Raw genomic sequence first — 25,123 nt, forward strand, 5'->3', positions numbered from 1 at the left:
CACCCTCAGGAATCAGGAGCCCTTAATGAGCGGGAAGTGGCAGGCCGCCTGACGGCCCGGCAGAATCTCCTCCAGCAGCGGCTCCACAGAGCGGCACTTATCCTGGACAAACGGGCACCGGGTATGGAACCGGCAGCCGGATGGCGGATTGGCCGGGGAAGGCACATCGCCCTCCAGCACAATACGCTCCTGCTTGCGTCTTGGGGATGGCTTCGGAATCGCCGAGAGCAGGGCAGCGCTGTACGGATGCAGCGGTGCTGCGAACAGCTCTTCTGTCTCCGCCACTTCCACCAGCTTGCCCAAGTACATGACTCCAACACGGTCCGAAATATGCCGGACCACATTCAGGCCGTGCGCGATGAACAGGAAGGTTAACCCAAGCTCCTTCTGCAGCTTCATGAGCAGGTTGATTACCTGGGACTGTACCGATACGTCCAGTGCGGATACCGCTTCATCGGCTACGATGAACTGCGGGTTCAGGGCAATCGCCCGGGCGATGCCGATCCGCTGGCGTTGTCCGCCGGAGAATTCATGCGGGTAACGGTTCCGGCGGCTGGCATCCAGACCCACCAGCTCCATCAGCTCAACTACTCTGTCATCGATCTCCTTGGCCGACATGCTGCGGTGAATGCGCAGCGGTTCACCAATAATATCCCTGACGAGGAAGCGCGGATTCAGGGAGCCGAACGGGTCCTGGAATATAATCTGCATCTCTTCACGCAGCTTGCGCATCTCACCTGTGCCGATAGAATGGATATCCTTACCCTTGTATAGCACCTCGCCGCCGGTAGCCCCTTGCAGCCGGAGCAGTACCCGCCCGAATGTTGATTTGCCGCAGCCTGATTCCCCTACCAGTCCGAAGGTCTCTCCTTTGCGGATGGTTAGATTCACACCGTCCACAGCCTTAACCTGACCAACGGTCCGGTTAAGCAGTCCCTTGGTTATCGGGAAATACTTCTTGATATCCTTAACCTCCACCAGCACTTCAGAAGATACCTTATGCTCTGTAACCGGTTTGGTTGCTGTTTCATTCGTCATGCGCGTTTCACCTCATCGCTGTAATCCGCCTGAACCGGCTTATCCTTGAACAGCCAGCAGGCTGTCCGGTGATCATCTGAGATCATGAAATCCGGCGGCTCCTGACTTCTGCAGATATCCATCGCATGAGGGCAACGCGGGTTGAACCGGCAGCCCGCAGGCAGCTGGCCAATCGGAGGAATCGTTCCGCGGATCGTATAGAGCTCGCCTCCCCGTCCCCCTTCAAAACCTGGAATGGACTGGAGCAGCCCTATCGTATAAGGATGGCTCGGATGGTCGAAGATTTCTTCTACAGTCCCTTCCTCCACGATCGCGCCGGCATACATTACAGCAATGCGGTCTGCCATCTCTGCGGCCACACCCATATCATGGGTGATCAGCAGAATGGACATCCCCAGCTCGGACTGCAGCTTGCGCAGCAGATCCAGAATCTGTGCCTGCACCGTTACATCGAGCGCCGTTGTCGGTTCATCGGCGATCAGCAGCTCCGGCTTACAGGCCAGGGCGATCGCAATTACGACACGCTGGCACATTCCGCCGGACAGCTCATGCGGATACTGCTTCGCCCGGATTTCCGGTGCAGGAATGCCAACCAGTCTAAGCAGATCAACCGCCATCTGCATGGCTTCAGCATCACTCTTGTTCTGGTGAAGCCGCAGGCTCTCCGCAATCTGCTCCCCTACCGTGAATACCGGATTAAGCGACGACATCGGATCCTGAAAAATCATGGCAATCTGGTTACCACGGATTTTGCGCATTTCTTCCTGGCTCTTTGCTGTCAGATCCTGGCCGTGAAAATCTATATTGCCGTCGATAACCATACCTCCGGCATAATCAATCAAACGCATAATTGCGAGTGAGGTCACACTTTTACCGCTGCCGGATTCACCGACAATACAAACTGTCTGGCCTTTGGCAATAGAAATGGAGATACCGTCAGTTGCTTTGAGAAGACCCTTCTCTGTGGCAAAGCCGGCGGTCAGCTTCCGGATTTCGAGTAGTTTTTCCGCCATTGTTCCAGCCTCCTCCGGGATTTAGTCACTTTCTGTCTGGGATCTAGGGCATCCCGGATTCCGTCGCCGATAAAGTTAACTGCCAGCACTACAACTGTAATGCAGAAGCCCGGATACACAGCCTGCATCGGATCAATCAGCATGAATTCCTGGGCACTGCTGAGCATCAGCCCCCAGCTTGTTGCCGGAGCCTGGATGCCAAGCCCCAGGTAAGACAACGCCGATTCACTAAGGATCGCGCCGCCGACCATCAGGGTCGCATTCACGATAATCGGGAAGCTGGCATTACGGAGCAAATGCCGGAATATAATGCCCCAGCTGGATACCCCGATCGCTTTGGCCGCCTCTACATACTGCATTTCGCGCAGCTGCAGGAAGGTCCCCCGGACGAGCCGGGCAATACTCATCCAGCTGGTAAATGCCAGGATAAGGATCATGAATTTAATCTTTGTACCAAACAATGCCATAATCAGAATGTTCAGGAACAGGGTCGGAACAGAGTTCATCACGTCTACAATACGCATGAATACCGTATCTACAAACCCGCCGAAGTATCCTGAAATCGCACCGATAACCGATCCGACCACTACGGAAACGAAGGCCACGGAGAACCCGATCAGCAATGAGATCCGCGCACTGTACAGCAGTCTGGTGAAGATATCACGGCCCAGCTCATCTGTCCCAAGCAGGTGCCCTTCTGCCCCCGGCTTCAGATTGGCGAACATCAGATCAATGGCTTCCGGTCTGTATTTGGTCAAGAATGGTGCGAATACCGCCAGCAGTACAAATATAAGCAGGACTGCTAAACCGCCCATCGCGAACGGGTTACGCGAGAACTTCTTCCACAGCGTACTCCACGGGCCTGGAGGCCTGCTGGAATCGGCCAACGGAATTTCCGGATCTGTTCCGCCCGGCATCGGATTCATATCCGGTGTCCCGAGCGGCTTCGATACAATCCCTTTAGTAAGCTCAGTGTTGTCTGTACTCATGCTGCTTTACCCCCTTGCTTACCGAGCTTTACCCGGGGATCAACTACGACATACAGTATATCTGCCAGGAGATTGCCGATAACAACCATAACCGCCGTTACTATAGTAACAGCCATCAGTGCTGAATATTCGCGCGCACCTGCCATCTCTACAAACCAACGGCCCATTCCCGGCCAGTTGAATACATTCTCTGTTAGTGCGGCCCCTCCCACCAGCATCGGAAGATCAAGGCCGAGTATGGTAATAATCGGAATCAGTGCATTGCGCAGCGCATGACGGAAGATAACCTTGCGTTCTTTGACGCCCTTGGCGCGTGCTGTACGGATATAGTCCTGATCCAGCACTTCCAGCATGCTTGCCCGCGCATATTTCATATAAGAGGCCAGGAATCCAAGAGCCAAAACCGTAATTGGAAGCACCAGATGCATGAACAAGTCGCCTATATTTCCTTCTTTCCCCCGGGTATACATGTCCGACAGCGGAAACCAGTCCAGCTTCAGCGACAGCTGCTGCTGGAGCAGAATACCGAACCAGAATGTCGGCATGGCGAAGCCCAGATAAGAAATGAATGAAGCCGTCTGGTCAGACAGGCCATATACTTTGGTACTGTTATAGATCCCCCAAGGAATGGCGATCAGCAGGGATACCAGCCAAGCCGCCCCCATCAGGATCACAGTGTTGCCGATACGCGGCCAGAGCAGATCGGAGATCGGAATATGGTTCTTGAAGGTGTAGCCCAGATCACCCTGCAGCAGGTCGCCAATCCAGCGCACATACTGTACAGGAATTGGCTGATCCAGCCCAAGGTTCTTCGCTTGCTGTTCGAATATTTCCGGAGTAAGTCCCGGAGAGAGCATGACTTGAGTCGGTCCGCCCGGAGCAGCATGGATTAGCAGAAAGGTTAGTATGGTTATCAGAAAGATGACCAGTACGGATTGTAGCACTCGGCGTATCAAATATTCTGTCATGAGCTATCCTCCTAGAGATGGTAGGGCATAGACTACGGAAGGCTCCCCCATGCAACAAAAGGGGGAGGTGAAAGAGAATTCTCTTTCACCTCCCGCAAGTCTATTCAGTTCGTCGGTTCGTTACTCGGTTACCCACCATTTGATAGCATGGAAGAACTGTCCATAGCCAAGGGATGGCTCAGGCTTATCTTCCTCTGCCCAGTGAACTCTAGGTCCTGTTCCGATAGCCTGACCGTATTGATAGAGGAATACATAAGGAAGATCTGTAGAAATTTCTTTACCTACTTCTTTGTAGATTTCTTTACGTTCATTCTGGTCAACAGTGGAGTAACCATCGATCCACAGCTGATCCAGCTTCTCGTTCTTATACCAGCCGCTGTTCTGTCCAGCCGGCGGGAAGTATTTGGAGGAGAAGATACTTTCAGCATCCGGATCCGGAGTATTCAGGGACCATGCCAGCAGCAGGGCCTGATATTTACCCGGTGTTACGTTCTGGTCGATCCAAGCTGCAAAGTCGATAGCCTTAGGCGTTACTTCAATACCAACATCCTTCAGGTTCTGCTGGATAACTGCGGCTACCTGCTCACGGCGGCTGTTACCGGCATTGTACTGCAGTTCAAACGAGAAGCGGTGTCCGTCTTTAACGAGAATACCGTCTTTGCCGGCAACCCAGCCGTCTTCAGCAAGCAGTGCCTTCGCTTTGTCTGCACTGTAGTCATAGTTCACAGCTGCATCGCCCGGGTCAGCCCAGGTATCCGGCAGGAACGGAGCGTTCATCAGTGCGCCTACGCCCTTGAGGATATTGTCTACCATACCTTGACGGTTCACTGCGTGAGCAATTGCCTGTCTGGTCTTCTGTCCCTGGAACAGGCCGTATCCGTCAGGGAAATTCTTGCCGTCAAAGTTGAAATTAATATATTCATACTGCGCGCCCGGCTTCTGGATAATATCAACCGTGCCGGCAGCCTTAACTGCTTCAACCTGAGTTACCGGAATCGCACTGATATGGTCAGTGTCGCCCTTCATGATCGCTTGAACCTCAGTGTTCTGGTCGGCATAGATTTTGTAGACGATTTGAGCAATATGAGGTTTAACAGTACCCCAGTAGTTCGGATCAGCATCAAGGGTGTGACTTTCGCCTTGCTTCCATGCTGTCCATTTCCATGGTCCGCTTGTTACGGTCTTGGCCGGGTCCGTACCATAGGCATTCGTTTGGATTTCAGTCGGCTTTACATCCTTGAGAACATGTGCGGGAACAATTTCTTGAACCAGCGAGTACAGGAACGGTGCGTAAATCTGGGATAAAGTGAATTTCACGGTATGGTCATCGACCTTCTCTACCGTCTTCACCTTGTCATACGCACTGATCAGCGGAGAACCTGTTTCCGGATTCTTGCCGGTTTCAATTGTATACACTACATCATCAGCAGTGATTGGCTGTCCGTCACTCCATTTAATTGTATCTTTTAATTTCACAGTGTAAGTCAGTCCATCTTCAGAGATAACCGGAAGTTCTGCAGCCAAAGACCAATCTTCCGGGGTTACATTGCCTCCGCGGTCCAGGTTATACAGTTTGGCAAAGACGAACTGCGCTACATCACCCGAAGCAGTGTCATTGACTAAGAGAGGGTTAATATTAACAATATCGGAGAATGTGCTAAGGACGATGGTTCCGCCATCAACCGGCCCGTCTGCAGCAGGTGCTTCAGTCGCATCCGGTGCTGCACTCGCAGCTGGTGCTTCAGTTGCTGCCGGAGCATTGGTTGGAGAACTTGCGGTGTTATTAGTACTGCATCCTGTAAATAAAACCCCTACCAACGATAGAACTAGTAAACCAGACCACCATTTTCTCTTTTTCGCCATTCTTCTTACTCCTCCTTAGATAAGTGCGTGTAGTGAGTGCTGACCGGACAATGCTCCGGTAACCCCACCTTCTCTTTAAAGCTTCTCGGGAGACTGGGTAATCTGGATGATTTGCCGCCCTCTGCAGCCCATGTAACGAAACATCACACACAATACATATGACATTTATGGGTTGAATAGACCGTAGGTCAATTAGAGTCAGAGGCAACTTTCCCGGGCGGGAGTCTTAGCAATTCCCTATAAATTATGGTTTATATTACATGTGAATATATCTTACGTCAATATATTTCTTTATTCCTTTTTTCACAATTTTCCCTGCATAAAAAATAATTCCTTCCAGTATAGTAAAAGAAACTCCTTGCATTCCCTTTTTCCGACCATTCAAATATGTTTAATACGGTTAGTTATCTTCACTTAATGTTATCATTTTCGTGTTAATTCGACACTTTTCGGCAATTTTATCGCTGTTACGCGTTAAATCACAACGGTTTCTCTATTTTTTTATATAAAAAAAGGAAAAGAAACTGGATAGGCCAACTTCCCCTCTGCCTGTTTCTCTTCCTCGTATTTTTGCAGCAAAGCTGTTTTTGACAAAATAGTGACTAAGACCTATTCATGATCCAGGCCCGGGCCTACTCCACCGACTTCAGCGCTTCAATCATATGAATCCGTTTCAGCTTAAGATGCATGAACAGCATAACTATTCCTGAGAACAGCAAGGTCAGTAACGCCGCATACACATAACTCTGCCATTTGATCAATGGGGCGAACATCGTGGCATCCAGCTCAGCTGTAGACAGAACGAACCGGTGCAGCACAATTCCCAGCGCATTGCCGGAGATGATCCCGAGCAGGGTTAACAGGATGTTCTCCCGGTAGATATACATGGTGACCTCCTGATCGTAGAAGCCCAGCACCTTAATGGTAGACAATTCGCGGACCCGTTCAGACACATTGATATTCGTCAGGTTATACAGCACTACGAAGGCCAGGGCAGCGGCAGATACAATCAGTACAACAATTACGACATCCATGCTATCCATGGTCCCGTCAAAGGCTTCGCCCACTCCGCTGGAAAAGGTAACCATCGCCACCTGCCCGTTCGCAGTTAATCTCCCGCCGAACTCGTCCTCCCATTGCCTGTCCTGCTTGCTGTAGTTCAGCAACTGAGTGTTGTAGACCGGCTTCTCACCAAAAACCTCAGTATAATACGCCGGTGTCATATACATATAATGCAGAACATAATTCTCGGTAACCGCAGCCACCCTGATCTCAAATTCCTCGTTGTTGCTGTCGAGAACACTCAGGCGGTCACCGGGGACAAGATCATACAGCTTCGCGAGCTTCTCGGTAATAATGGCGCCATCATCTGCCAGTGTCTTATGCTCATCCGTAATCCGGTCCTGCAGCGCAATGAATGCGTCCAGCGTCTGGACCTCAGAGGGCACGAAGATCCGTACCCCCTGATCGTTAACCCCCTTGGCCCGGACCGTCATCGCCTCTTGAAGCACATCCAGAGTTCCCGTAACCGCTGGCTCCTCCTGAATCAGTTGTGCATAGGCATCACTGTCCTCTGCCGCCGCATTGTCATGGAAAGCAACGAGCGCGCTGTATTTCATAATCCCGCCGAACTGCTTGCCGGCAATGCTGCCAATGGAATCCTTCAGCCCGAAGCCGGTCAGTATCAGTGCAGTACAGCCTGCCACACCAATAACCGTCATGAACATCCGCTGCTTGTAGCGGAACAGATTCCTTGCAGTCACCTTCTGGACAAAGCTGAGCCGTGTCCACAGAAAGCCGAACCGTTCCAGCAGAATACGCTGGCCGCTCTTCGGCGCTTTGGGCCGCATCAGCACAGACGCATTACTGCGCAGTTCCACCCGGGAAGCAATCATCGCCGTCATCGCTGTACACACCAGAGCTACTATAATCGATACAACGGCGTAATCCGGATAGAAGCTCTTGATTACATCCGGCAGGTTGTAGAGCTGCGAGTATGCATTATAGATAATATCCGGGAACAGGGTGAACCCGACCGCAAGTCCGGCAATGGACGCAGTAAGACTCGCCAGTGTGCCATAGACCAGAAATTTCGTCATGATATCGAGCGGCCCGTACCCCAGCGCCTTCATGGTGCCGATCTGCAGACGCTGCTCCTCCACCATCCGGGTCATCGTCGTTAAGCTGACCAGCGCGGCAATCAGGAAGAAGAAGACCGGGAACGCCGAAGCAATGGCGGACAGGCGGTCCGCATTATCCTTGTACTCCGCATAGCCCGCATTAATTGTCCGGTCTGTCACGTATACCTTCGGCAGCTCAGGCGCTGCCTGTTGTTGTGCATCCGTCTGCGCTCCAGACGCCGCCTGCTGCTGCTGTGCACCCAGCATTGCTGCAGCTTCTGCCTGCAGCTCCTCCAGACGCTGCTGCGGGAAATCCCCGAGCGCGTCTTCAACTTCGGCGGTATGCCGCTCGACCAGTGCATCATAGGCCGGTGTATAAGCCGTTTCCGCAGCAGTATCCTTGAAGCTGAGGTACACCTCCGAATATACAGGAAGGTTGAAGTCTTCTTCCGGAATGACGGCGAACGCATCTGCCGTTCCTTTGCCGATCCGGCTCGTTCCGCGGTTCGTTGTCTCAATGTATTGCGGGCTCTGTGCAAAGCCGACGACTGTGTAGGATACCGTCCGGAATGTCTCAGCCAGATCACCGTCAGCCTCCCCGCTGAACGTGATGGAATCGCCGAGTGCGAACAGCCCCTCCTGCCGCAGGTGCTCATCCAGTACAATTTCTCCGGAAGCCTCCGGCAGATGTCCGGCTGTCACCTTATACCCGTTCAATTGATTATCACCGGAGTAGGAGACCACCTTGCCGATTAATCCGCTGTTCCCCAGAAATACATCCGAGCTGTAGCCGGGCTGAACGGTCTGTACCCCGTCAACCCCGCGCAGCTCTTCCACGCTCTTCTCTGTCAGCCCATAGGTGGACTGCACCCGCAAATCCATCAGCTGCAGTTCCTTATAATATGTTGCAGCCGTGTCCAGCATATCCGGCCCTGCCGATTTGATCCCGGCAAAGAAGCTTACCCCCAGCATAATAATCGCAAAGATGGAGAGAAACCTTGCTTTGGTACGGCTGATCTCCCGGAAAACATCCTTCCATAATGCCCGTTTCTTCATAGCCTCCTGCCCCTTACCATTCGATATCTTCCACGGATACCGGTGCTGCATTCTTCACCATTTTCCGTACCTTGGCGTTATTGATCTCAATAACCCGGTCAGCCATCGGCGCAATCGCCAGATTATGAGTAATGACAATGACCGTAGTCCCTGTGTTGCGGCATGTATCCTGCAGCAGCTTCAGCACCTGCTTGCCGGTATTATAATCAAGCGCCCCTGTCGGCTCATCGCAGAGCAGCAGCTTCGGCTGCTTGGCCAGCGCACGGGCAATCGCCACACGCTGCTGTTCACCGCCGGACAGCTGGGCCGGGAAGTTGTTCAGCCGCTGTCCAAGCCCCACATCCTCCAGCACCTTCCGGGCATCAAGTGCACGGGGCGAGATCTGTGACGCCAGCTCCACATTCTCCAGTGTCGTCAGATTGGGCACCAGATTATAGAACTGGAATACGAAACCCACGTCATTGCGGCGGTAGCCGGTTAATTCCTTGGCGCTGAAACGAGCGATATCGGTACCGTCCACAATGACCTGGCCTTCGTCGGCGGAATCCATTCCGCCCAGTATATTAAGCACTGTCGACTTTCCCGCTCCGCTCGGCCCTACAATGACCGCAAACTCGCCTTTTTCAATTTCAAATTCAATCCCGTCGTTGGCCACAATCAGGGTCTCCCCCATCTTGTAACGTTTATATTCATCCTTCACCGTAACAAATGCCATACCTTCTCCTCCTGTCTGCTCTACTCAAGTTTAGCACAACACCCCCCTGTAAATACAAAAGCTGCTCCCAGCGTCTCCTTCAGGCAGCCGGAAAGGAAATTAATCGCATAACAAATTCGCCCTCAGGGCGAACTTAACTGCTTGCTCAATTGTCCTGGTGAAGACTTTGAATCCCCGGCAAGAAGAGTAGACCGCCACGCTACACTTTTTCAAATTAACCGCATCCTTCTACGGACAGGAGAGCCGTTAAATTGTAGAAGAGCACCTATGTGCCGGTCGTTCCGGACTCCAGCGCCGTTATTTCGCTGCAAAAGTAGAGTTAATACCTGAAAAGCGCTGCATAAGAGCTATGGTGTCCTCAAATCTGCCCAGTGGACCGATAATGAGCTATTATGGGCTGTGGTGTCCGTAAGGGTCAGACTTATCCTCTTTTGGCACGGCCCCGTATTTTCATACTGGTTCCATACATAATTCGTTTAGGAAAAAGGGAAGCTGGTTACATAGAAAGAGTCAGAAGCTTACAGAGGAGGAATACAACATGCGCGATCAGTACATGATTCAAGACCCTGCGAAGCAATATGAGAAGGCTACACCGGAATTCCAGCAGCAGCAGCCCAGTCCCGGACTGGAAAAGAAAATGCATCCCCGGCCCGATGACGGGGCCGGAACGTACCGCGGCAGCGGACGGCTTACCGGACGCAAGGCAGTGGTAACGGGAGCAGACAGCGGAATCGGGCGTGCGGTGGCGATTGCTTTTGCCCGCGAAGGGGCCGATGTAGTGCTGGCTTATCTGCCTGAGGAGGAAGCTGATGCGAAGGAAGTCGCCGCCCTGGTTGAAGAAGCCGGACGCAAGGCCGTTGCGGTACCGGGTGATCTGAAGGACGAGCAGTACTGTGAGCAGCTGATCGCCACAGCGGTTAAAGAGCTGGGCGGCATCGATATACTGGCTAATATAGCCGGCAAACAGCAATTTGTAACGGATATCGCCGATCTGACCACAGAGCAGTTCGATGCTACCTTCAAGACGAATGTCTATTCATTGTTCTGGCTCTGCAAGGCGGCAGTGAAGCAGATGAAGCCGGGCAGCACGATTATCAATACGTCATCGATTCAGGCATATGAGCCTGCGCCGATTCTGCTGGATTATGCTACAACCAAAAGTGCCATTAACACCTTCAGCAAATCGCTGGCCCAGCAGGTAGCCGCCAAGGGGATCCGGGTCAACGTTGTGGCACCCGGGCCGGTATGGACTCCGCTTCAAATCAGCGGCGGCCAGCCGCAGGAAGCGCTGAAGGACTTCGGTGCCAAAACACCGCTGGGCCGCCCCGGCCAGCCGGCTGAAATGGCCCCGGCTTATGTATTTCTGGCCAGCCAGGAGTCAAGCTATGTCAGCGGTGAGACGCTGAATGCCAACGGCGGTATGCCGACACCATAACCGGCGTCTGACCTCAAGCCTCGAGGCAATATCAATCAGCAGTCGGGCAAGCTCCACTATGTAGGCTGAATGTTGCACTGGGGCTTCTCCATCTTCTATAAAGCTTCAAACATAAAAAAGCAGCGGGGTTTCCCATTATGGGTGACTCGCTGCTTTCAGTATTTGAAGCTGGGATTTGGGACATCGGGTAGTGAGGGAATAGAGAATTCATTCTATTGTAGTTTGTGCAACAGATTACGGTTAAATCACCCTGAAAATAGAGTCTATTGTATTTTGTACACTCGTTTCTTAGAATTTGGGCATTTTAAGCTCATTTCCCTAAAAAGCATTGTACAGAATACAATAGAATGGATTTTTCAGTTGTATTGCAAGGAATCAACTGCATTAAATGCAATTGTACTGTTTGGGACAGCCCCTCTATATTTTCTTCTGACCTCGCCGTCCTCAGAACTCCTCGTACACAGCCGGGTCCTGATCCCACAGCGGGCCGGTTGTCTTAATCCCTGAGATTACCTTCATCTCCTCCTCGGAGAGACTAAAGCTGAAGATATCCAGATTCTCCCGCTGGTGCTCCGCCGACGCCGATCTTGGAATCGGTACGGCGCCAAGCTGGACATGCCAGCGCAGCACAATCTGCGAGACGGATTTCGAATGTGCTGCAGCAATCGCGGCAAGCTGTTCATTCTTCAGCAGCTCGGTACCGCGTCCCAGCGGGCTCCAGGATTCCGTAATAATCCCATGCTGCTGATGATAAGCCCGCTGCTCCGCCTGGTTATAGTAAGGATGCAGTTCAATCTGGTTCATGCTTGGCGTGACGCCCGTTTCCTGAATCAGACGGTCCAGATGCTCCGGCAGGAAATTGCTCACTCCAATAGAGCGAATCAGGCCCTGCTTCCTGGCCTCGATCAGCGCCTGCCAAGCCTCCACATACAGATCCACCTTCGGATTCGGCCAGTGGATCAGATACAGGTCATAATAGTCGAGGCCCGCGCGGTACAGCGACTCCTGGACAGTCTCAATTGCTTCATCATACTTATGATGGCGGCCCGGCAGCTTCGACGTAATAAACAGTTGGTCTCTCGGAACCCCGCCCCGGCGGACTGCTTCTCCGACCACACCTTCATTCTCATAGTTAAACGCCGAATCAATCAGCCGGTATCCCAGATCAAGCGCAGTCTTCAGATGCTGTACACCCTTCGTGCCTTTGATCCACGCTGTTCCAAACCCGATCGCCGGCACCTTCGTGCCGTCGTTTAACACCAGCTCAGGGATATGATTTGCCATAATGCTGTAGCCTCCTCTATAAAGATAGTTACTTACATTATCGCAAAGAAAGAAGTTAATGGCAAAAATACTACTTTAGACCTGCTTAATGACATGAACTGGAATGATGCAAAAAAAAGAGGCGCTGCTACCCCCGCGCCTCTTCATTCTCCTTATTATTGGCCGGCCGGCAATTTGACCTGCACGCTATAGTGCACACCGGCCTGCAGCCCCGTCAGAATGCCGTCTTCCACAAGCCGGCCGTCAAGATACACCTCAGCAGCGGCCACCCCCGCTTCGCGCTTCATTGTGATCTGCAGCTCAGCGCCTCTGAAGTTACGTTTCACTTCAGCCTCCTGCCAGGCGGAAGGCAGCTGCGGGCTGACCCGTAAGCCCTCCCGCTGGCCCTGCAGCCCGAACAGGCCGTCAATCAGGCAGCGGTACACCCACGGAACCGTCCCTGTATTGAACAGCTGGCTGGAGCGCCCGGCGGTCTGCGGGAATTGCCTGTAGGCGCCGCGGTAATAGTTCGGGATGAATACCGGCAGCTGACCGCGTCTGATGATGTCTTCGATGTCCGGCCCGGGGAGCATTTTACGCAGCAGGCGGTACGCCTGATCCTGCTCACCCACCGTGTACAGGCCATAGATATAGAAGGCGGCAGCATGATTGTAGACCGCCCCGTTCTCGGCGGTGCCCGGATGCTTCTGCGTTACCCGTCCGACATCCTCACGCATGGCGGTATAGGACGGGGCCAGCTTTTCCACTCCGTAAGGGGTTTCCAGCTGCTCCGTGACCGACTTCATCAGCTTCTGCCGCTTCCCGGCATCTGCCGCACCGCTAAGCAGCGCCCAGCCCTGCGGGTTGATGAAGATCCGCCCCTCCTTGTCGGTGCTGATGCCGAACACCACATTATCGTCGGTGATGCCCCGTGCATACCATTCACCATCCCAGAGGTACTGGTTGACCGCAGCATTCGCCTTGTCCGCCGCAGCACGGAAGGTCTGCCCCGCCGCCGGCTCACCGCTGCGCTCACAAATATCCGCCCAGACCATGCAGGCATAAGCCGTGGCGATCGTCAGCCAGCCTGACACCCCTTTGCCCCGGTAGCCTACCATATTCATCGGGTCGCACCAGTCACCCTGATTGATATAATTCAGCCCGCGTTCATCCTGCTCATGAAGCAGCCACTCCATCGCCCGGCTGATATGCTCAAAGACCGTCCCTGCTTCTGCACCGCCCGCATACGGAACATCCACTCCCAGAATGCCGTAGTCATCCGTTTCATCCAGATACGTGCTGAGGCAGACCGGCAGCCAGACACAGTGGTCTGTATGCGGGACCTGATTGATATATTTCAGTTCAGCAGCCTCATGCAGAATAATCCCGTCCGGCATAGCCCCGCTTACATTCTGCTGGCTTAGAGCAGTCAGGAAGGCCTGGCGCGCGGTCTGCGGCTTCAAATAGCTCATGCCCATATTATCCTGCAGATAGTTGCGGGTCTGCGGATCCGTGGTCAGGCGGTTCGTCTGCCCGTGATAATACATCTGCCGCGGCAGCCAGTGATTCACCAGATTATCCAGATCCGCATCCGGAGTAGAGATTTCGATGCAGCCTCTGCCTTCCCGGATATACTCCTCGTACTCCCGCTCGGCAAGGACAAATCCGTCCAGGCCTTCAGCATCTGTACTCAGGAACATCCGCTGGCGGAGCTCCGCGATTTCCTGCTCATTCCGCGCCGGACCGAACAGGAACCGGTATTCCCGCTCTTCCCCTGCTTCGAGCCTGGTGCTGTATTGCAGTACGGCAACCGGTGTCTCATAACGGGCTTCCCCCCGGGACAGCCGCTCATTCTTCAATGCGGACGGCGCGTGGATCCCGCCTTCTCCTTCGAAGGCCTCCTGATTTACTTCCCAGGCTGCGGGAGCCTGGTCGGCCAGCAGGAAGGTTTTATCCTTCAGGTGCTTGATTTTGGCATAATCCTGATACTTCTGATAAGGCGTGACCGCTGTGGCTACGATCCCCTGCAGATCTTCCCGGTACTCGCCGGACTGGTTCATCCAGGACATATAACCGATGGTGAAGTAAGGATAGAGGCTGATTGTTCTTGGAACGGAAGACAGGTTCGTCACCTTCACCCGCCACAGCTCCACCGGTTCATCCTTAGGCAGGCTCAGGGTCAGCTCAACAGCGATGCCGCCCTTCTCAATCTTCCAGACAATATTATGTTTACCTACAGCAAAAGAATAATGATCCGGCGGCATGCGGACAGGCTCATAAGGTGCTGAGAACACGTCACCGCTCTCTTCGTCCTTGACGAAGACGAACCGGCCGGGATGATGGGCATAATACGGCTGCTCCGGCTGCATGAAGGTTTTGGCCTCCAGATTCGGTGCATAGGAATACTTGGCCGGCTCCGGCTGCATGAATTGGGCTACCGCATACCCGCGGCAGTTCATGTGGATCATCATCTGCTCGTTCCAGAGAAATCCGGATGCCTTGGGCAGAATTGTCGGACTCGACAACTCATAATATTCATTATCTTCAGATGCTCTTATCATTCTCTTGCCTCACTTCCCGGAATTCTTATACCTTGCTGCGTCTTGCCATAATTCAAGAATACGCTCTCACGGCCTTGTCGACAAGTATGTAAGTTAAGATTCATTTCATCATACTGGTTTTTATTGTAGAATTAACCCAATCTTCTATAGGAATGAGAGGTGCATTGTGATGAAAGGCCCCTACATACCGAGACTTGAACTGTTTGCCGAGAATGCTCAGGTTATCAAAAAAGCGTTCCCCTGGCAGAATACCCAGGTTAACCGCCTGGCCGCCCTGCTCTACGCAGTGCAGAACAAACCGGCTGATGCTTCAGCCATCCGCGCAGGACATCAGCTGATCAAGGAGAATACGGGATTGTTCTCTTCCTTCAGAGGGAATTCCGCCATCAGCATTGCTACCCTGCTCGCACTTACACCGAAACCGGAGCTGCAGCTGACAGAAACGCTGACTGTCTATGACTTGATGAAGGCAGCCAAATTCAGGGCCTCTGACTACCTGGTCGTTGCCGCTTATCAGATCGCCGCCCATACCACCTCCGATCAATACGACCGGGTTATCGAACGGGCCAAGGCCTTCCTCAGCGGGATGCGGGCCAAACATCCCTTCCTGACCGGACAGGATGATTATATCTTCGCAGCTATGCTTGGCCTGTCAGACATCGCAGTCGAACACGGAGTGGTACGGCTGGAGCAGCTCTACTTGGAGCTGAAGCCTGAATTCTTCTCCGGCAACAGCGTCCAGGCACTGACACAGGTGCTGCTGCTCGGCGAGGAAGCTTCCGGGCCGGCCAGCCGGGTTCTTAGCCTGCGCGAGGCGTTCCGCGCCCGGGGAATCCGGCTGGACAAGGAGTACACCCTTCCCTCCCTCGGCATCCTCTCACTGCTTCCATATGCTCCAAGCGAGCTGGTGGATAGTGTCTCGGAGACCTATGAGTTCCTCCGCACTCAAAAGGGCTTCGGAGGCTGGTCGGTCAACAAGCAGGAGCTGCTTCTGCTGGCTGCCGCACTGGTATCCTATCAATATGTCGAAGAAGCACGGAACGGCGTCATTACTTCTATGCTATCCACCAGTCTTACTAATATCATCATCGCCCAGCAGACCGCGATTGCCGTGGCTGCCGCCTCCTCTGCTGCCGCGGCTTCGTCTTCTTCAGACTAAACTTACAGGCCGCCGCTTAGGGAGCCGGTGAGTACAGAGTTGAACTACTAAGCGGCACGCGAGACAAAAAAGCCCGTCCCTAATCTACCAGGGACGGGCTCTTTTCATAGATATTCAAGCTTTCCCCGCAATCCGGTTCCAATGTTCAATCGATTGTAACAACAAAATTATCCTGAAACCTATACATTCTGAACCATAGTGTTATAATCACTTTGATTTATTTACGAGAACATCAGGGAAACAGGTGATCAAATGTTTGAACTAAAGTGGCTGTGGCAGAACCTTGAGGGCAACCGTGCGCGGTATATCGTGGCACTCTGCCTCTCGGTAGTGGGCTCGAGTCTTACGATCGTGAACCCTTACATCAGCCAGCGCATCGTCGATTTGTTTATTGCCGGTGACAGTGCAGCACACAATCTTGCCAGCGAGCGGGGGCTGCTGGTTGCGCTCTGTCTGGGGATGATCGGATTCTCTCTGCTCCGCACAGGCCTGGCTTACTTCACGACCATGCAGTACGAAATTTCTTCACAGAGCATGATGTACAACATCCGCATTTATTTGTACAACAAGATTCAGGGTCAGGACCGGGAATATTATGACCGCAACCGTACCGGTGATCTCATGACCAAAATGACAGGGGACCTCGATATGGTCCGGCACTCGATGGCCTGGATTTTCAAGACGATTATTGAATCGCTTACGATTTTCCTGGCGGCTGTAATTTACTTCCTCACCATTGATGTCGAGCTGACGTTATGGATGCTGGTCCTGTCGCCGCCAATCTTCGTCGTGGCCTATATCTTCGCTAAACGCGTCCGTCCCATGTATGTCGACCTGCGCGAGCGGCTGTCCCAGCTGAACACGACGACCCAGGAGAATATTTCAGGGAACCGTGTGGTCAAGGCTTTCGCCCGTGAAGAGTTCGAGATTGCCAAGTTCACGGAGAAGAACGTCAATTACTCAGAAGCGAACAAGAAGGCCGCGCTCGTGTGGCTGGACTACTTCCCGTATCTGGAGACCTTCGCCCAAGGCTTCAACGTTATCCTGATGCTGGCTGGCGGTTACTTCCTGATAGAGGGCCGGATTACCTTCGGTGAATTCACAGCGTTCTCCTCGCTGATCTGGGCGGTATCGAACCCTATGCGCAATATCGGAATCATCATCAATGATATTCAGCGGTTCTTTGCCAGCTTATCCAAAATCGTTGATATCTATTATGCCCGGCCTGCGATTGCCAACGGGCACGGCGCTGCAGACATCCGCCGCTATGAAGGCCGGATTGAATTCGATCATGTCCGCTTCAAATATGACAGCGCTACCGTACTGGATGATCTAAGCTTCACGATTGAGCCCGGCGAGACCATTGCAATCATGGGGGCCACCGGCTCTGGCAAAACCTCACTCATCAACCTGATTCCCCGGTTCTACGATGTAGCCGGAGGCCGTGTGCTGGTCGACGGCAGGGATGTCCGTGAGCTCGAGCTGGATGAGCTGCGCGGCAATATCGGCATGGCTACGCAGGATGTTCTCCTGTTCTCCGATACGATTGACGGCAATATTGCCTATGGCAACCCTGAGCTGCCTGAGGAAGAAGCGCAGGCTTATGCCGGCCTCGCCGCTGCACATGACTTCATTGTCAAAATGCCCGAGGGTTATGATACCGTAGTCGGTGAACGCGGTGTCGGCCTGTCCGGAGGACAGAAGCAGCGGATTGCGCTCGCCCGCGCACTGGCGGTCCGCCGTCCGATCCTGATCCTGGATGATACGACCTCAGCGGTCGATCTGGAGACGGAAGAGCATATTCAGCGCAGTCTGCGTGAGCTGGAGTACCCCTGCACGAAGATTATTATTGCGCAGCGGGTATCCACTACCGCCCAGGCGGACCGCATCCTTATCTTGGAGGGCGGCCGTCTGATTGAGGAAGGCACCCACGCCGAGCTGCTGGCGAAGCGGGGTTATTATTATGATGTATTTATGCTGCAGAACGAGGGTATTGGAAGGCAGGTGACCGAGAGTGGCCAGGAATAAATTCGACGTCGACGAGGATCTGGAATCGCCGTTTAACATTAAGCATTTCCGGCGGGCTATGGTCTATATCAGACGCAAAAAGACACCGATGATTGTCGCATTCGTGCTCAGTGCCCTGTCGGCGGCGATAGCATTGTCAGCTCCGCTGATCATGCAGCATGTGGTTGACGTAACCATTCCGGCAAAAGCAGTGGGAGCCCTTGTCGGCTGGTCCGCCCTGATGCTGGCAACGATTGTAATCAGCGTAATTCTTGCAACCATCCGTTCGCGGATCATGACCCGTGTCGGGCAGGAAATTATCTTCGATATCCGCACAGATCTGTTCAAGCACCTGCAGGATCTGCCGTTCAAGTATTATGATGACCGCCCGCAGGGCAAGATCCTGATCCGCGTCGTCAACTATGTCAATGCGGTATCCGATGTGTTATCTAACGGCATTATTAACTTTATCCTGGAAATTGTGAATCTGATCTTCATCGCCATCTTCATGTTCGCCGTCGATGTCCGGCTCTCCTTCGTCATTCTTGCCGGGCTGCCGGTGTTCCTTGGCATCATGCTGCTGATTAAGACCAAGCAGCGCCGGGCATGGCAGGCTGTATCGAACAAAAGCTCCAACCTGAACGCCTACCTGCAGGAGAGCATCAGCGGGATTACCGTGACCCAGATGTTCTCGCGGGAACAGCGCAACGAAGGAATCTTCACCCGGCTGGCCGCTAACTTCCGTACAGCCTGGATGCGCGCCTTGCGCTACAACATCCTGATTCCGTTCAGTGTCGATAACCTCTCTACTATTGTTACGGCCCTGATCTTCCTGGTCGGCCTGCTGACCCTGGACCCGCAGAACATGACGCTTGGCGTCATCCTGGCCATGAGCAGCTATGCCGCCCGCTTCTGGCAGCCGATACTGAACCTGTCGAACCTGTACAACAACTTCATCAATGCGGTAGCTTACCTCGAGCGCATCTTCGAAACGCTGGATGAGCCGGTTACCGTCAGCGATATTCCGGGAGCCAAGGCGCTTCCGCCTGTACAGGGCAGGGTAACCTTCGACGATGTCACCTTCGCATACGATCCGGGTCTGAACATTCTGGAGAATATCTCCTTCGACGTTCAGGCAGGCGAGAGCATTGCGCTGGTCGGCCCGACCGGGGCCGGCAAGACCACCGTCGTCAACCTGATCTCGCGGTTCTATAATCTGACCGGCGGCAAAATTCTGATCGACGGGCAGGACATTGCCGAGATTACCCTGAAATCACTGCGCAGCCAAATGGGAATTATGCTGCAGGACAGCTTCATCTTCTCGGGCACGATTATGGATAATATCCGTTACGGCAAGCCGGATGCTACCGAGCAGGAGGTCATCGCTGCTGCAAAGGCGGTATGCGCGGATGATTTCATCCGCGAGTTCGAGCAGGGCTACCAGACCGAGGTTAACGAACGCGGCTCCAAGCTCTCCCAGGGGCAGCGGCAGCTGATCTCGTTCGCCCGGACACTGCTGGCCAACCCGCGGATTCTGATCCTGGATGAGGCCACCTCCTCCATCGATGCGCAGACAGAACGCCTGCTCCAGAAGGGGCTGAATGAGCTTCTCAAGGGTCGCACCTCATTCATTATCGCCCACCGTCTGTCTACGGTGAAGAACTGCGACCGCATTATGTATGTCGCTAACAAGGGGATTGCCGAGAGCGGCTCGCATGATGAGCTGATTGCCCGCCGCGGCCTCTATCACAGGCTGTATACGGCACAGAAGATGGAAGCATAAACATTTCCCCACAAAAAACACCCCACAAAGTGGGGCTATAGCTCCGAAGATGACTCAGGTACTTTGCGGGGACCCCAAAAAACACCCCACAAAGTGGGGCTATAGCTTCGAAGATGACTCAGGTACTTTGCGGGGACCCCAAAAAACACCCCACAAAGTGGGGCTATAGCTCCGAAGATGACTCAGGTACTTTGCGGGGACCCCGAATTCATTAAAAAGCTCAGGCCTGTTAACGGGCCTGAGCTTTTTATTTTACTGCCGCACCGCAATATAGTCTTCCTGCAGAATGCTGTAGATCTCCAAGTCAACTACGCCTTTGCCCGACCACAGGGCAGCCTGCCGCAGCATCCCTTCCTTCATGAAGCCGTTCTTCAGCAGCACCTGCTTGGAGGGCTCATTCAGCAGCATCACTTCCCCTTGAATCCGGTTGATGTCCGCCTGCTTGAACAGGAAATCCACCAGGATTTCCACCGCATGGGAGGCGATGCCCTTCCCCCACTCGGCTTCCGCCAGGAAGTAGCCGATCGTCACCATATTCACCTTCTGATTGAATTCGCAGGCTTCAATAATGCCGAGCAGCCGTGTCTCATCTCCTGCCGCAAAGATGCCCCACTTGATCCGCGATCTTTTACCGTAGTCCCGTTCAAAATGCCCGATCATATTGCTGACTGCAGCCTTGTTATGCTTGGGAATAATCCCGCAGTATTCAAACACCTTATCATTGCTGTAAATCCCGAACAGCTCATCCAGATGTGATTCCTCAATCTTGTTCAAAACAAGTTCAGCTGAGCTTAATACAGGAAACTGATTAAAGATTATTTCCAAATTCATGACCGCCACCCCATTCTCTGTTACTTATGCTGCTGCGTTCATCGCTATCATCCATTACTGATTTCCCTGTTCCGTTCATGCTACAATGCAGTACAACTATTAATAGACGAGGCGATGACAAATGATTACTAATCTGTATCTCGTAAGGCATGCCCACTCTACTTATTCTGCAGATGAAATAAATAGACCTTTATCCGACAAGGGGCTGGCAGACGCGCAAAGAGTTACCCGGCTGCTGCTCCATGAGAATATTAATATCCTGATCTCCAGCCCCTATAAACGGGCGGTCCAGACCATTGAAGGGCTGGCTGAACCGCTCGGTCTTGAGGTTGTGATCGAAGAAGCTTTCCGGGAGAGACTCTTGTCCGCAGAGCCGGTCAGCGACTTCGGGCAGGCGGCCACCAGAGTGTGGGAGGATTTCTCCTTCGCCTGGGAAGGCGGAGAATCCAGTCTAGCCGCCCAACAAAGAGGAGTGCAGGCTCTTGGCAAGTTGCTGAAGCAGTACAGGGGCCGGAATATTGCTATCGGGACCCACGGAAATTTAATGGCCTTAATGATGAATGCGCTGGATAACCGTTATGATTTTACTTTCTGGAAGCAGCTCGACATGCCCGATATCTATAAGCTTAGCTTCGCCGGGGATCAGCTTGTGGATGTACAGCGCATCTGGGGGCGGAGCCCGCGTGCTTAGGCAGCTATAAGATTATGCTTAACGGATCAAACTGGACAGACTGTTGTCACAGCAGTGTGGTATAACCGAATTAAAGGAGTGAGCACTGTGGCAAGCTATGAATATTCATCCAAGCAGGACCTGCTGGAAACGATACATTCTCTCTATCTGCTCTTCGATGCTGAGTTTGAAGGGATTGACCCTGCGCACAAGGATTTGAGAATACCCGGGGCGGATAAAACCCCTGCCGAGATGATCGCCTATCAGCTGGGATGGCTGGAGCTGGTGATGAGCTGGGACCGGGATGAACAGGAAGGCCAAACCTTTCTTATGCCGGCCCAAGATTATAAATGGAATCAGCTCGGGGGGCTGTATCAGTCTTTTTACGACAAATACTCTCAGTATTCCTTGTCAGAACTACGCGAATTATTCCGGCAATTGGAGCAGCAATGGCTGGAATGGATCCATACGCTGACGGAAGACGAATTGTTCATCCAAGGCTCACGGAAGTGGACCGGGACCAAGGAGAACTGGCCCATGGCCCGGTGGATTCACATCAACTCCGCAGCTCCGTTCAGAACCTTCCGGGGGAAAATCAGAAAGTGGAAAAAGCATCTGCCTGCCGCACTGGCATAGGTACTGCGTATCCGGCGGGCCAGCACTATCCTCCGTTATCCCCATTACGGCCGGCTGCCCGCCCTCCCCTCTGTCCCCTGGCTGCTGTTTCTGCGCGTGCTTCCCCGGTCCATTCCCTGGCCGCCGCCGTTAAAATTGTTACCGCCGTTCATCCCCGGGAAACCGCCTGATCTGGAATTGAAATCGGAGCTTGAAATCTTCTGTGCGGTAACCGCCCCGCAGGAGGTGAGCAGCAGCGAACAGCTAAGCAGCATAACTATTAATGTGATGAAAGATAGATTACTCCGCAGATTCAGCCGCATGCCTAATCCCCCCTTTCGCGGTCACAAGCTCATAGGCATCCTTGAAGCCCAGAGCGGACAGGATAATCAGCAGCGGATATACCGGATAGAGATACCTGACCTTAATCTCCCACAGCAGATAGAACCCGATGAACCCGAGAAGCACCAGGATGAGGGAGGTCTCCCCAAACCGTCCGGCCCGGATGCCGGTGACCAGCCTGAACAGAATGAAGCCATACATCAGGAAATTCTGCACATATACAATCCAGATCAGCCCGCTCCGGTAAGTTGAAGCTCCCTTGAACAGCTTTGATGCAGAGGTGGAATAAATATAGCGGTCCATCACAAAGCCGCTCCTTCCGCTGCGGATAGAATCCCCGTCATTCCCGAGTCCGTACCGCTCGAACTGATACGTCCCTTCGGTCCAGGTCCATATGAGTTTTTTGTAATACATTCCGGCAAGCTCCCCTGCGGAAGCGCTCGACAGCTTATTTCTGATGGACGCCTTGAACAGCTCCACACTTTCCGCCTGATTGTAGCCGGCATCCTGCTGATAGATATTATAGCTCTCCCGGTTATCCCAGAAGCCGAGCGTCTCCAGATTGATCCCCATATTCAGCCACATGTAGACCGGTGCAGAATTACTGGACGGGGATTCATCCACGATACCTGTTGCCTGGAGTAACGCATTCTGCGTCCACCCGGGAATGGCAAACAACAGCAGCGTGATACCTATGGAAGCAACGGCTTTTTTCACGCCAAGGCTGCGCAGGTTAAATAGCAGACAGAGAACAACCGCGATCAGGAAGATCGTGCCTGTGCTCCGGAAATAGTTGCCGAGGGCCAGCAGGATGGCCGCAAACAGAATATCCTTCATGGATTTCCTGCGGATAAACTTAACGGCGAAGTACAAGGCGCTTGTCAGCAGTGCAGTCGCAATCACATCATTATAGATGAAGTTGCTCATGAACAAGGCCGGAACAAAGGTTGCGGCGAATATCAGCACCCCATAATCAGGGGTTCGCGATCTGGTATTCAGCTCTTTATAGAGCAGATAAATCATTAACGTGGTGACCAGTGAGAACAGGATATTGAAGGCTTTGATCACCAGGTAGTTATCCGGGAACAGGAGCAGCAGCGTCTTCAGGTACAGCACGATGGAGAAATTGAACGGGAACATATACAGATATCCGCCGGACTGGAAAGATGAATAATCCTTGTTGTATAGCATATCCCAGGCCAGCGACAGCACGGTTTGCGAATCGTCCGTAGGCATGCGGGTGAACAGGAAGATGATTACAAGCTGAATAGCCGCAGAGAATAAAAGAACAGCGGGAATAACAATTCTCCGGCTGTATTTATTAAGCTTCAGGCACAGCCTGTACAGCAGGAGGCTCACTCCCAGCACAGCGGCAATCAAGGCGATGAACAGCAGCGGCTGCTGGTTCTCCAGCACCGTGGTATCCCCGTAGACGGCATAGTTATACTTCGCCCTAATGAAGAAGGAGGAGGCCATGAACAGCCCGAGAAAGCAGGCCAGTATGATGTACAAGATCCGCTGAATACTTTTTACCATGAGTACCTCCTTATGGCAGCATTAAGTCCAGAATCACACATGCCTCAATTGATAAAAGCATTATAAACAGTGAACCTGAAAGTCAGATGAAGATAGAGGCGGATGTATCTGTCACGGCGATAATCAGCAATAACTGATCAGAAAAGTGCAATCTTTTCCATATCTGTTGTGCTACTATGACAGCATCAATTAGGAATGGAAGTGCTGTCATGCACGCACAATTGGAATTAGCCTTCAACAAAGTTGTCACCATGCTTCAAGAGGACCCGCGCTGTAAGGGAGGCTGGCATTACGGCTCTGTTACCAGAGGGACAGATGATATCTATTCGGATTATGATCCCGTTGTTCTTGTGGCCGATAAAGATTTCGAGGCTTTTGCTGCGGAGGTTCCAGCCCTTCTCGCCAAGGCTGCGGATGAGCTGTTAATCTTCTGGGGGGAAAGCTTTAACGATGCGTATTTCAAGAATTACTGCAGTCTGATTCGTATAGGCGAGCAGCTGCACCAGTTTGATTTCTTCATTATTAATGCAGATTATCCTGAAGCCTGGATGTGCCGGCAGCACTGCAAGGGATGTACGGAAGAGCATATCTTCTGGGACAGAACGGGTGAAACCGCTGCATTCCTGAGTAAAGGCTACCGGACAGACCAGGAACTCCCGGACACAGTGCGGGCTATGGACACCTACTGGTTCCATACGGAGATGCTGATTAAATACTTCAAGCGCAAAGATATGTTCAAAATCATCAAAAACATGGATATCCTGTTCCATGCCCATGTAGACCTGCTATTAAGCTACTATGACACATTAGACTGGGGGGCGTGGGAGAGTAAAGTGAAGCTATGTGTGCCGGAGGACAAGCAGCAGCATCTTACATCTTATTTTGCCAAGGCCGAATTTCATGAGCTGGAAGACGCCGTTAGACGGAGTCTGCCCTTCTTCAGGCAGGATGCCGAAGAGATCTGTGTAGCCAAAGGAATTGCTTATCCCGGGGGAACCGTTCAGCAGATCATGTCATATTTCTACCGGAGAATGGATTCCGGCCCGTGGGAGTCCAAATGCTCACAGCAGTAGCGTCCAAGCTTCGGGCTCAATACTTAAGGCGACTTATATAGTTGGAAAAACATATCTTAATTCTGCTTTTTTGGAGCGTTAGGCGG

At 52.8% G+C, this 25,123-nt stretch carries 19 protein-coding genes; 7 read left to right on the top strand and 12 right to left on the bottom strand.

All coding sequences use genetic code 11. The features are described 5' to 3' along the window. Positions 1-12: 12 nt before the first annotated feature. The 7 genes from LOS79_RS20820 to LOS79_RS20850 all read right to left on the bottom strand — a co-directional run bounded on the left by LOS79_RS20820 (position 13) and on the right by LOS79_RS20850 (position 9,762). Entirely contained in the window at positions 13-1,038 is a 1,026-nt protein-coding gene (locus LOS79_RS20820) for an ABC transporter ATP-binding protein (protein ID WP_315412008.1), read from the bottom strand. After that, positions 1,035-2,051 (bottom strand): ABC transporter ATP-binding protein, encoded by a 1,017-nt coding sequence (locus LOS79_RS20825; RefSeq protein ID WP_315412009.1) that lies wholly within the window; start codon positions 2,049-2,051, stop codon positions 1,035-1,037. Before LOS79_RS20825 ends, LOS79_RS20820 begins: the two co-directional genes overlap by 4 nt. After that, positions 2,018-2,977 (bottom strand): ABC transporter permease, encoded by a 960-nt coding sequence (locus LOS79_RS20830; RefSeq protein ID WP_315422361.1) that lies wholly within the window; start codon positions 2,975-2,977, stop codon positions 2,018-2,020. Before LOS79_RS20830 ends, LOS79_RS20825 begins: the two co-directional genes overlap by 34 nt. Before the next feature lie 59 nt (positions 2,978-3,036). Further along, the gene (locus tag LOS79_RS20835) at positions 3,037-4,008 is read right to left on the bottom strand and encodes an ABC transporter permease (RefSeq protein WP_315412011.1); all 972 of its coding nucleotides are present in this window, start codon (positions 4,006-4,008) and stop codon (positions 3,037-3,039) included. Positions 4,009-4,128: 120 nt separating this feature from the next. Continuing rightward, a complete protein-coding gene (locus LOS79_RS20840) occupies positions 4,129-5,871 on the bottom strand; it encodes a peptide-binding protein (RefSeq protein WP_315412012.1) in 1,743 nt (580 codons plus the stop codon). 632 nt (positions 5,872-6,503) lie between these two features. After that, positions 6,504-9,047: an ABC transporter permease gene (locus LOS79_RS20845; RefSeq protein ID WP_315412013.1), complete on the bottom strand. Its 2,544-nt coding sequence runs from the start codon at positions 9,045-9,047 to the stop codon at positions 6,504-6,506. A gap of 13 nt (positions 9,048-9,060) precedes the next feature. Then, positions 9,061-9,762: an ABC transporter ATP-binding protein gene (locus LOS79_RS20850; RefSeq protein WP_315412014.1), complete on the bottom strand. Its 702-nt coding sequence runs from the start codon at positions 9,760-9,762 to the stop codon at positions 9,061-9,063. Between the two features lie 538 nt (positions 9,763-10,300). Between LOS79_RS20850 and LOS79_RS20855 the strand changes: the two genes are divergently transcribed. After that, positions 10,301-11,197 carry an SDR family oxidoreductase gene (locus LOS79_RS20855; protein ID WP_397386673.1) on the top strand — a complete coding sequence of 299 codons (897 nt, stop codon included), beginning with the start codon at positions 10,301-10,303 and terminating at the stop codon, positions 11,195-11,197. A 444-nt stretch (positions 11,198-11,641) separates the two neighbouring features. Here LOS79_RS20855 and LOS79_RS20860 read toward each other — a convergent pair whose 3' ends face one another. Further along, the gene (locus tag LOS79_RS20860) at positions 11,642-12,481 is read right to left on the bottom strand and encodes an aldo/keto reductase (RefSeq protein WP_315412016.1); all 840 of its coding nucleotides are present in this window, start codon (positions 12,479-12,481) and stop codon (positions 11,642-11,644) included. 155 nt (positions 12,482-12,636) lie between these two features. Then, positions 12,637-15,021: a GH36-type glycosyl hydrolase domain-containing protein gene (locus LOS79_RS20865; protein ID WP_315412018.1), complete on the bottom strand. Its 2,385-nt coding sequence runs from the start codon at positions 15,019-15,021 to the stop codon at positions 12,637-12,639. Positions 15,022-15,190: 169 nt separating this feature from the next. Here LOS79_RS20865 and LOS79_RS20870 point away from each other — a divergent pair, with 169 nt between their 5' ends. The 3 genes from LOS79_RS20870 to LOS79_RS20880 all read left to right on the top strand — a co-directional run bounded on the left by LOS79_RS20870 (position 15,191) and on the right by LOS79_RS20880 (position 19,970). Continuing rightward, entirely contained in the window at positions 15,191-16,180 is a 990-nt protein-coding gene (locus tag LOS79_RS20870; protein WP_315422365.1) for a DUF4003 family protein, read from the top strand. A gap of 252 nt (positions 16,181-16,432) precedes the next feature. After that, positions 16,433-18,208: an ABC transporter ATP-binding protein gene (locus tag LOS79_RS20875; RefSeq protein ID WP_315412019.1), complete on the top strand. Its 1,776-nt coding sequence runs from the start codon at positions 16,433-16,435 to the stop codon at positions 18,206-18,208. Beyond that, entirely contained in the window at positions 18,195-19,970 is a 1,776-nt protein-coding gene (locus LOS79_RS20880; RefSeq protein WP_315412020.1) for an ABC transporter ATP-binding protein, read from the top strand. Before LOS79_RS20875 ends, LOS79_RS20880 begins: the two co-directional genes overlap by 14 nt. Before the next feature lie 252 nt (positions 19,971-20,222). Here the strand turns inward: LOS79_RS20880 and LOS79_RS20885 are convergent, their stop codons facing one another. Beyond that, a complete protein-coding gene (locus LOS79_RS20885; protein ID WP_315412021.1) occupies positions 20,223-20,801 on the bottom strand; it encodes a GNAT family N-acetyltransferase in 579 nt (192 codons plus the stop codon). Positions 20,802-20,922: 121 nt separating this feature from the next. On the opposite strand from LOS79_RS20885, the gene LOS79_RS20890 reads away from it, so the two are divergent. Continuing rightward, complete coding sequence (locus LOS79_RS20890) at positions 20,923-21,492, top strand: histidine phosphatase family protein (RefSeq protein ID WP_315412022.1); 570 nt, start codon at positions 20,923-20,925, stop codon at positions 21,490-21,492. 87 nt (positions 21,493-21,579) lie between these two features. Further along, the gene (locus LOS79_RS20895) at positions 21,580-22,107 is read left to right on the top strand and encodes a ClbS/DfsB family four-helix bundle protein (RefSeq protein ID WP_315412023.1); all 528 of its coding nucleotides are present in this window, start codon (positions 21,580-21,582) and stop codon (positions 22,105-22,107) included. Between the two features lie 44 nt (positions 22,108-22,151). On the opposite strand, the gene LOS79_RS20900 is transcribed toward LOS79_RS20895, so the two are convergent. Both LOS79_RS20900 and LOS79_RS20905 read right to left on the bottom strand, forming a co-directional pair. Continuing rightward, a complete protein-coding gene (locus LOS79_RS20900; RefSeq protein ID WP_315412024.1) occupies positions 22,152-22,409 on the bottom strand; it encodes a hypothetical protein in 258 nt (85 codons plus the stop codon). Continuing rightward, the gene (locus tag LOS79_RS20905) at positions 22,387-23,964 is read right to left on the bottom strand and encodes an ArnT family glycosyltransferase (RefSeq protein WP_315412025.1); all 1,578 of its coding nucleotides are present in this window, start codon (positions 23,962-23,964) and stop codon (positions 22,387-22,389) included. The genes LOS79_RS20900 and LOS79_RS20905 overlap by 23 nt, the downstream gene beginning before the upstream one ends. A gap of 209 nt (positions 23,965-24,173) precedes the next feature. Between LOS79_RS20905 and LOS79_RS20910 the strand changes: the two genes are divergently transcribed. After that, positions 24,174-25,037: an adenylyltransferase gene (locus tag LOS79_RS20910; RefSeq protein WP_315412026.1), complete on the top strand. Its 864-nt coding sequence runs from the start codon at positions 24,174-24,176 to the stop codon at positions 25,035-25,037. The last annotated feature ends 86 nt before the right edge of the window (positions 25,038-25,123 follow it).

It is taken from the genome of Paenibacillus sp. MMS20-IR301 (assembly GCF_032302195.1).
Classification (GTDB): Bacteria; Bacillota; Bacilli; order Paenibacillales; family Paenibacillaceae; genus Paenibacillus_AQ.

Coding starts and splice junctions, on each gene's coding strand:
- LOS79_RS20855 (WP_397386673.1), top strand. CDS start 10,301: ATGCGCGATCAGTACATGATTCAAGACCCTGCGAAGCAATATGAGAAG.
- LOS79_RS20825 (WP_315412009.1), bottom strand. CDS start 2,051: ATGGCGGAAAAACTACTCGAAATCCGGAAGCTGACCGCCGGCTTTGCC.
- LOS79_RS20830 (WP_315422361.1), bottom strand. CDS start 2,977: ATGAATCCGATGCCGGGCGGAACAGATCCGGAAATTCCGTTGGCCGAT.
- LOS79_RS20885 (WP_315412021.1), bottom strand. CDS start 20,801: ATGAATTTGGAAATAATCTTTAATCAGTTTCCTGTATTAAGCTCAGCT.
- LOS79_RS20835 (WP_315412011.1), bottom strand. CDS start 4,008: ATGACAGAATATTTGATACGCCGAGTGCTACAATCCGTACTGGTCATC.
- LOS79_RS20840 (WP_315412012.1), bottom strand. CDS start 5,871: ATGGCGAAAAAGAGAAAATGGTGGTCTGGTTTACTAGTTCTATCGTTG.
- LOS79_RS20910 (WP_315412026.1), top strand. CDS start 24,174: ATGCACGCACAATTGGAATTAGCCTTCAACAAAGTTGTCACCATGCTT.
- LOS79_RS20860 (WP_315412016.1), bottom strand. CDS start 12,481: ATGGCAAATCATATCCCTGAGCTGGTGTTAAACGACGGCACGAAGGTG.
- LOS79_RS20845 (WP_315412013.1), bottom strand. CDS start 9,047: ATGAAGAAACGGGCATTATGGAAGGATGTTTTCCGGGAGATCAGCCGT.
- LOS79_RS20850 (WP_315412014.1), bottom strand. CDS start 9,762: ATGGCATTTGTTACGGTGAAGGATGAATATAAACGTTACAAGATGGGG.
- LOS79_RS20870 (WP_315422365.1), top strand. CDS start 15,191: ATGAAAGGCCCCTACATACCGAGACTTGAACTGTTTGCCGAGAATGCT.
- LOS79_RS20900 (WP_315412024.1), bottom strand. CDS start 22,409: ATGCGGCTGAATCTGCGGAGTAATCTATCTTTCATCACATTAATAGTT.
- LOS79_RS20875 (WP_315412019.1), top strand. CDS start 16,433: ATGTTTGAACTAAAGTGGCTGTGGCAGAACCTTGAGGGCAACCGTGCG.
- LOS79_RS20890 (WP_315412022.1), top strand. CDS start 20,923: ATGATTACTAATCTGTATCTCGTAAGGCATGCCCACTCTACTTATTCT.
- LOS79_RS20865 (WP_315412018.1), bottom strand. CDS start 15,021: ATGATAAGAGCATCTGAAGATAATGAATATTATGAGTTGTCGAGTCCG.
- LOS79_RS20905 (WP_315412025.1), bottom strand. CDS start 23,964: ATGGTAAAAAGTATTCAGCGGATCTTGTACATCATACTGGCCTGCTTT.
- LOS79_RS20820 (WP_315412008.1), bottom strand. CDS start 1,038: ATGACGAATGAAACAGCAACCAAACCGGTTACAGAGCATAAGGTATCT.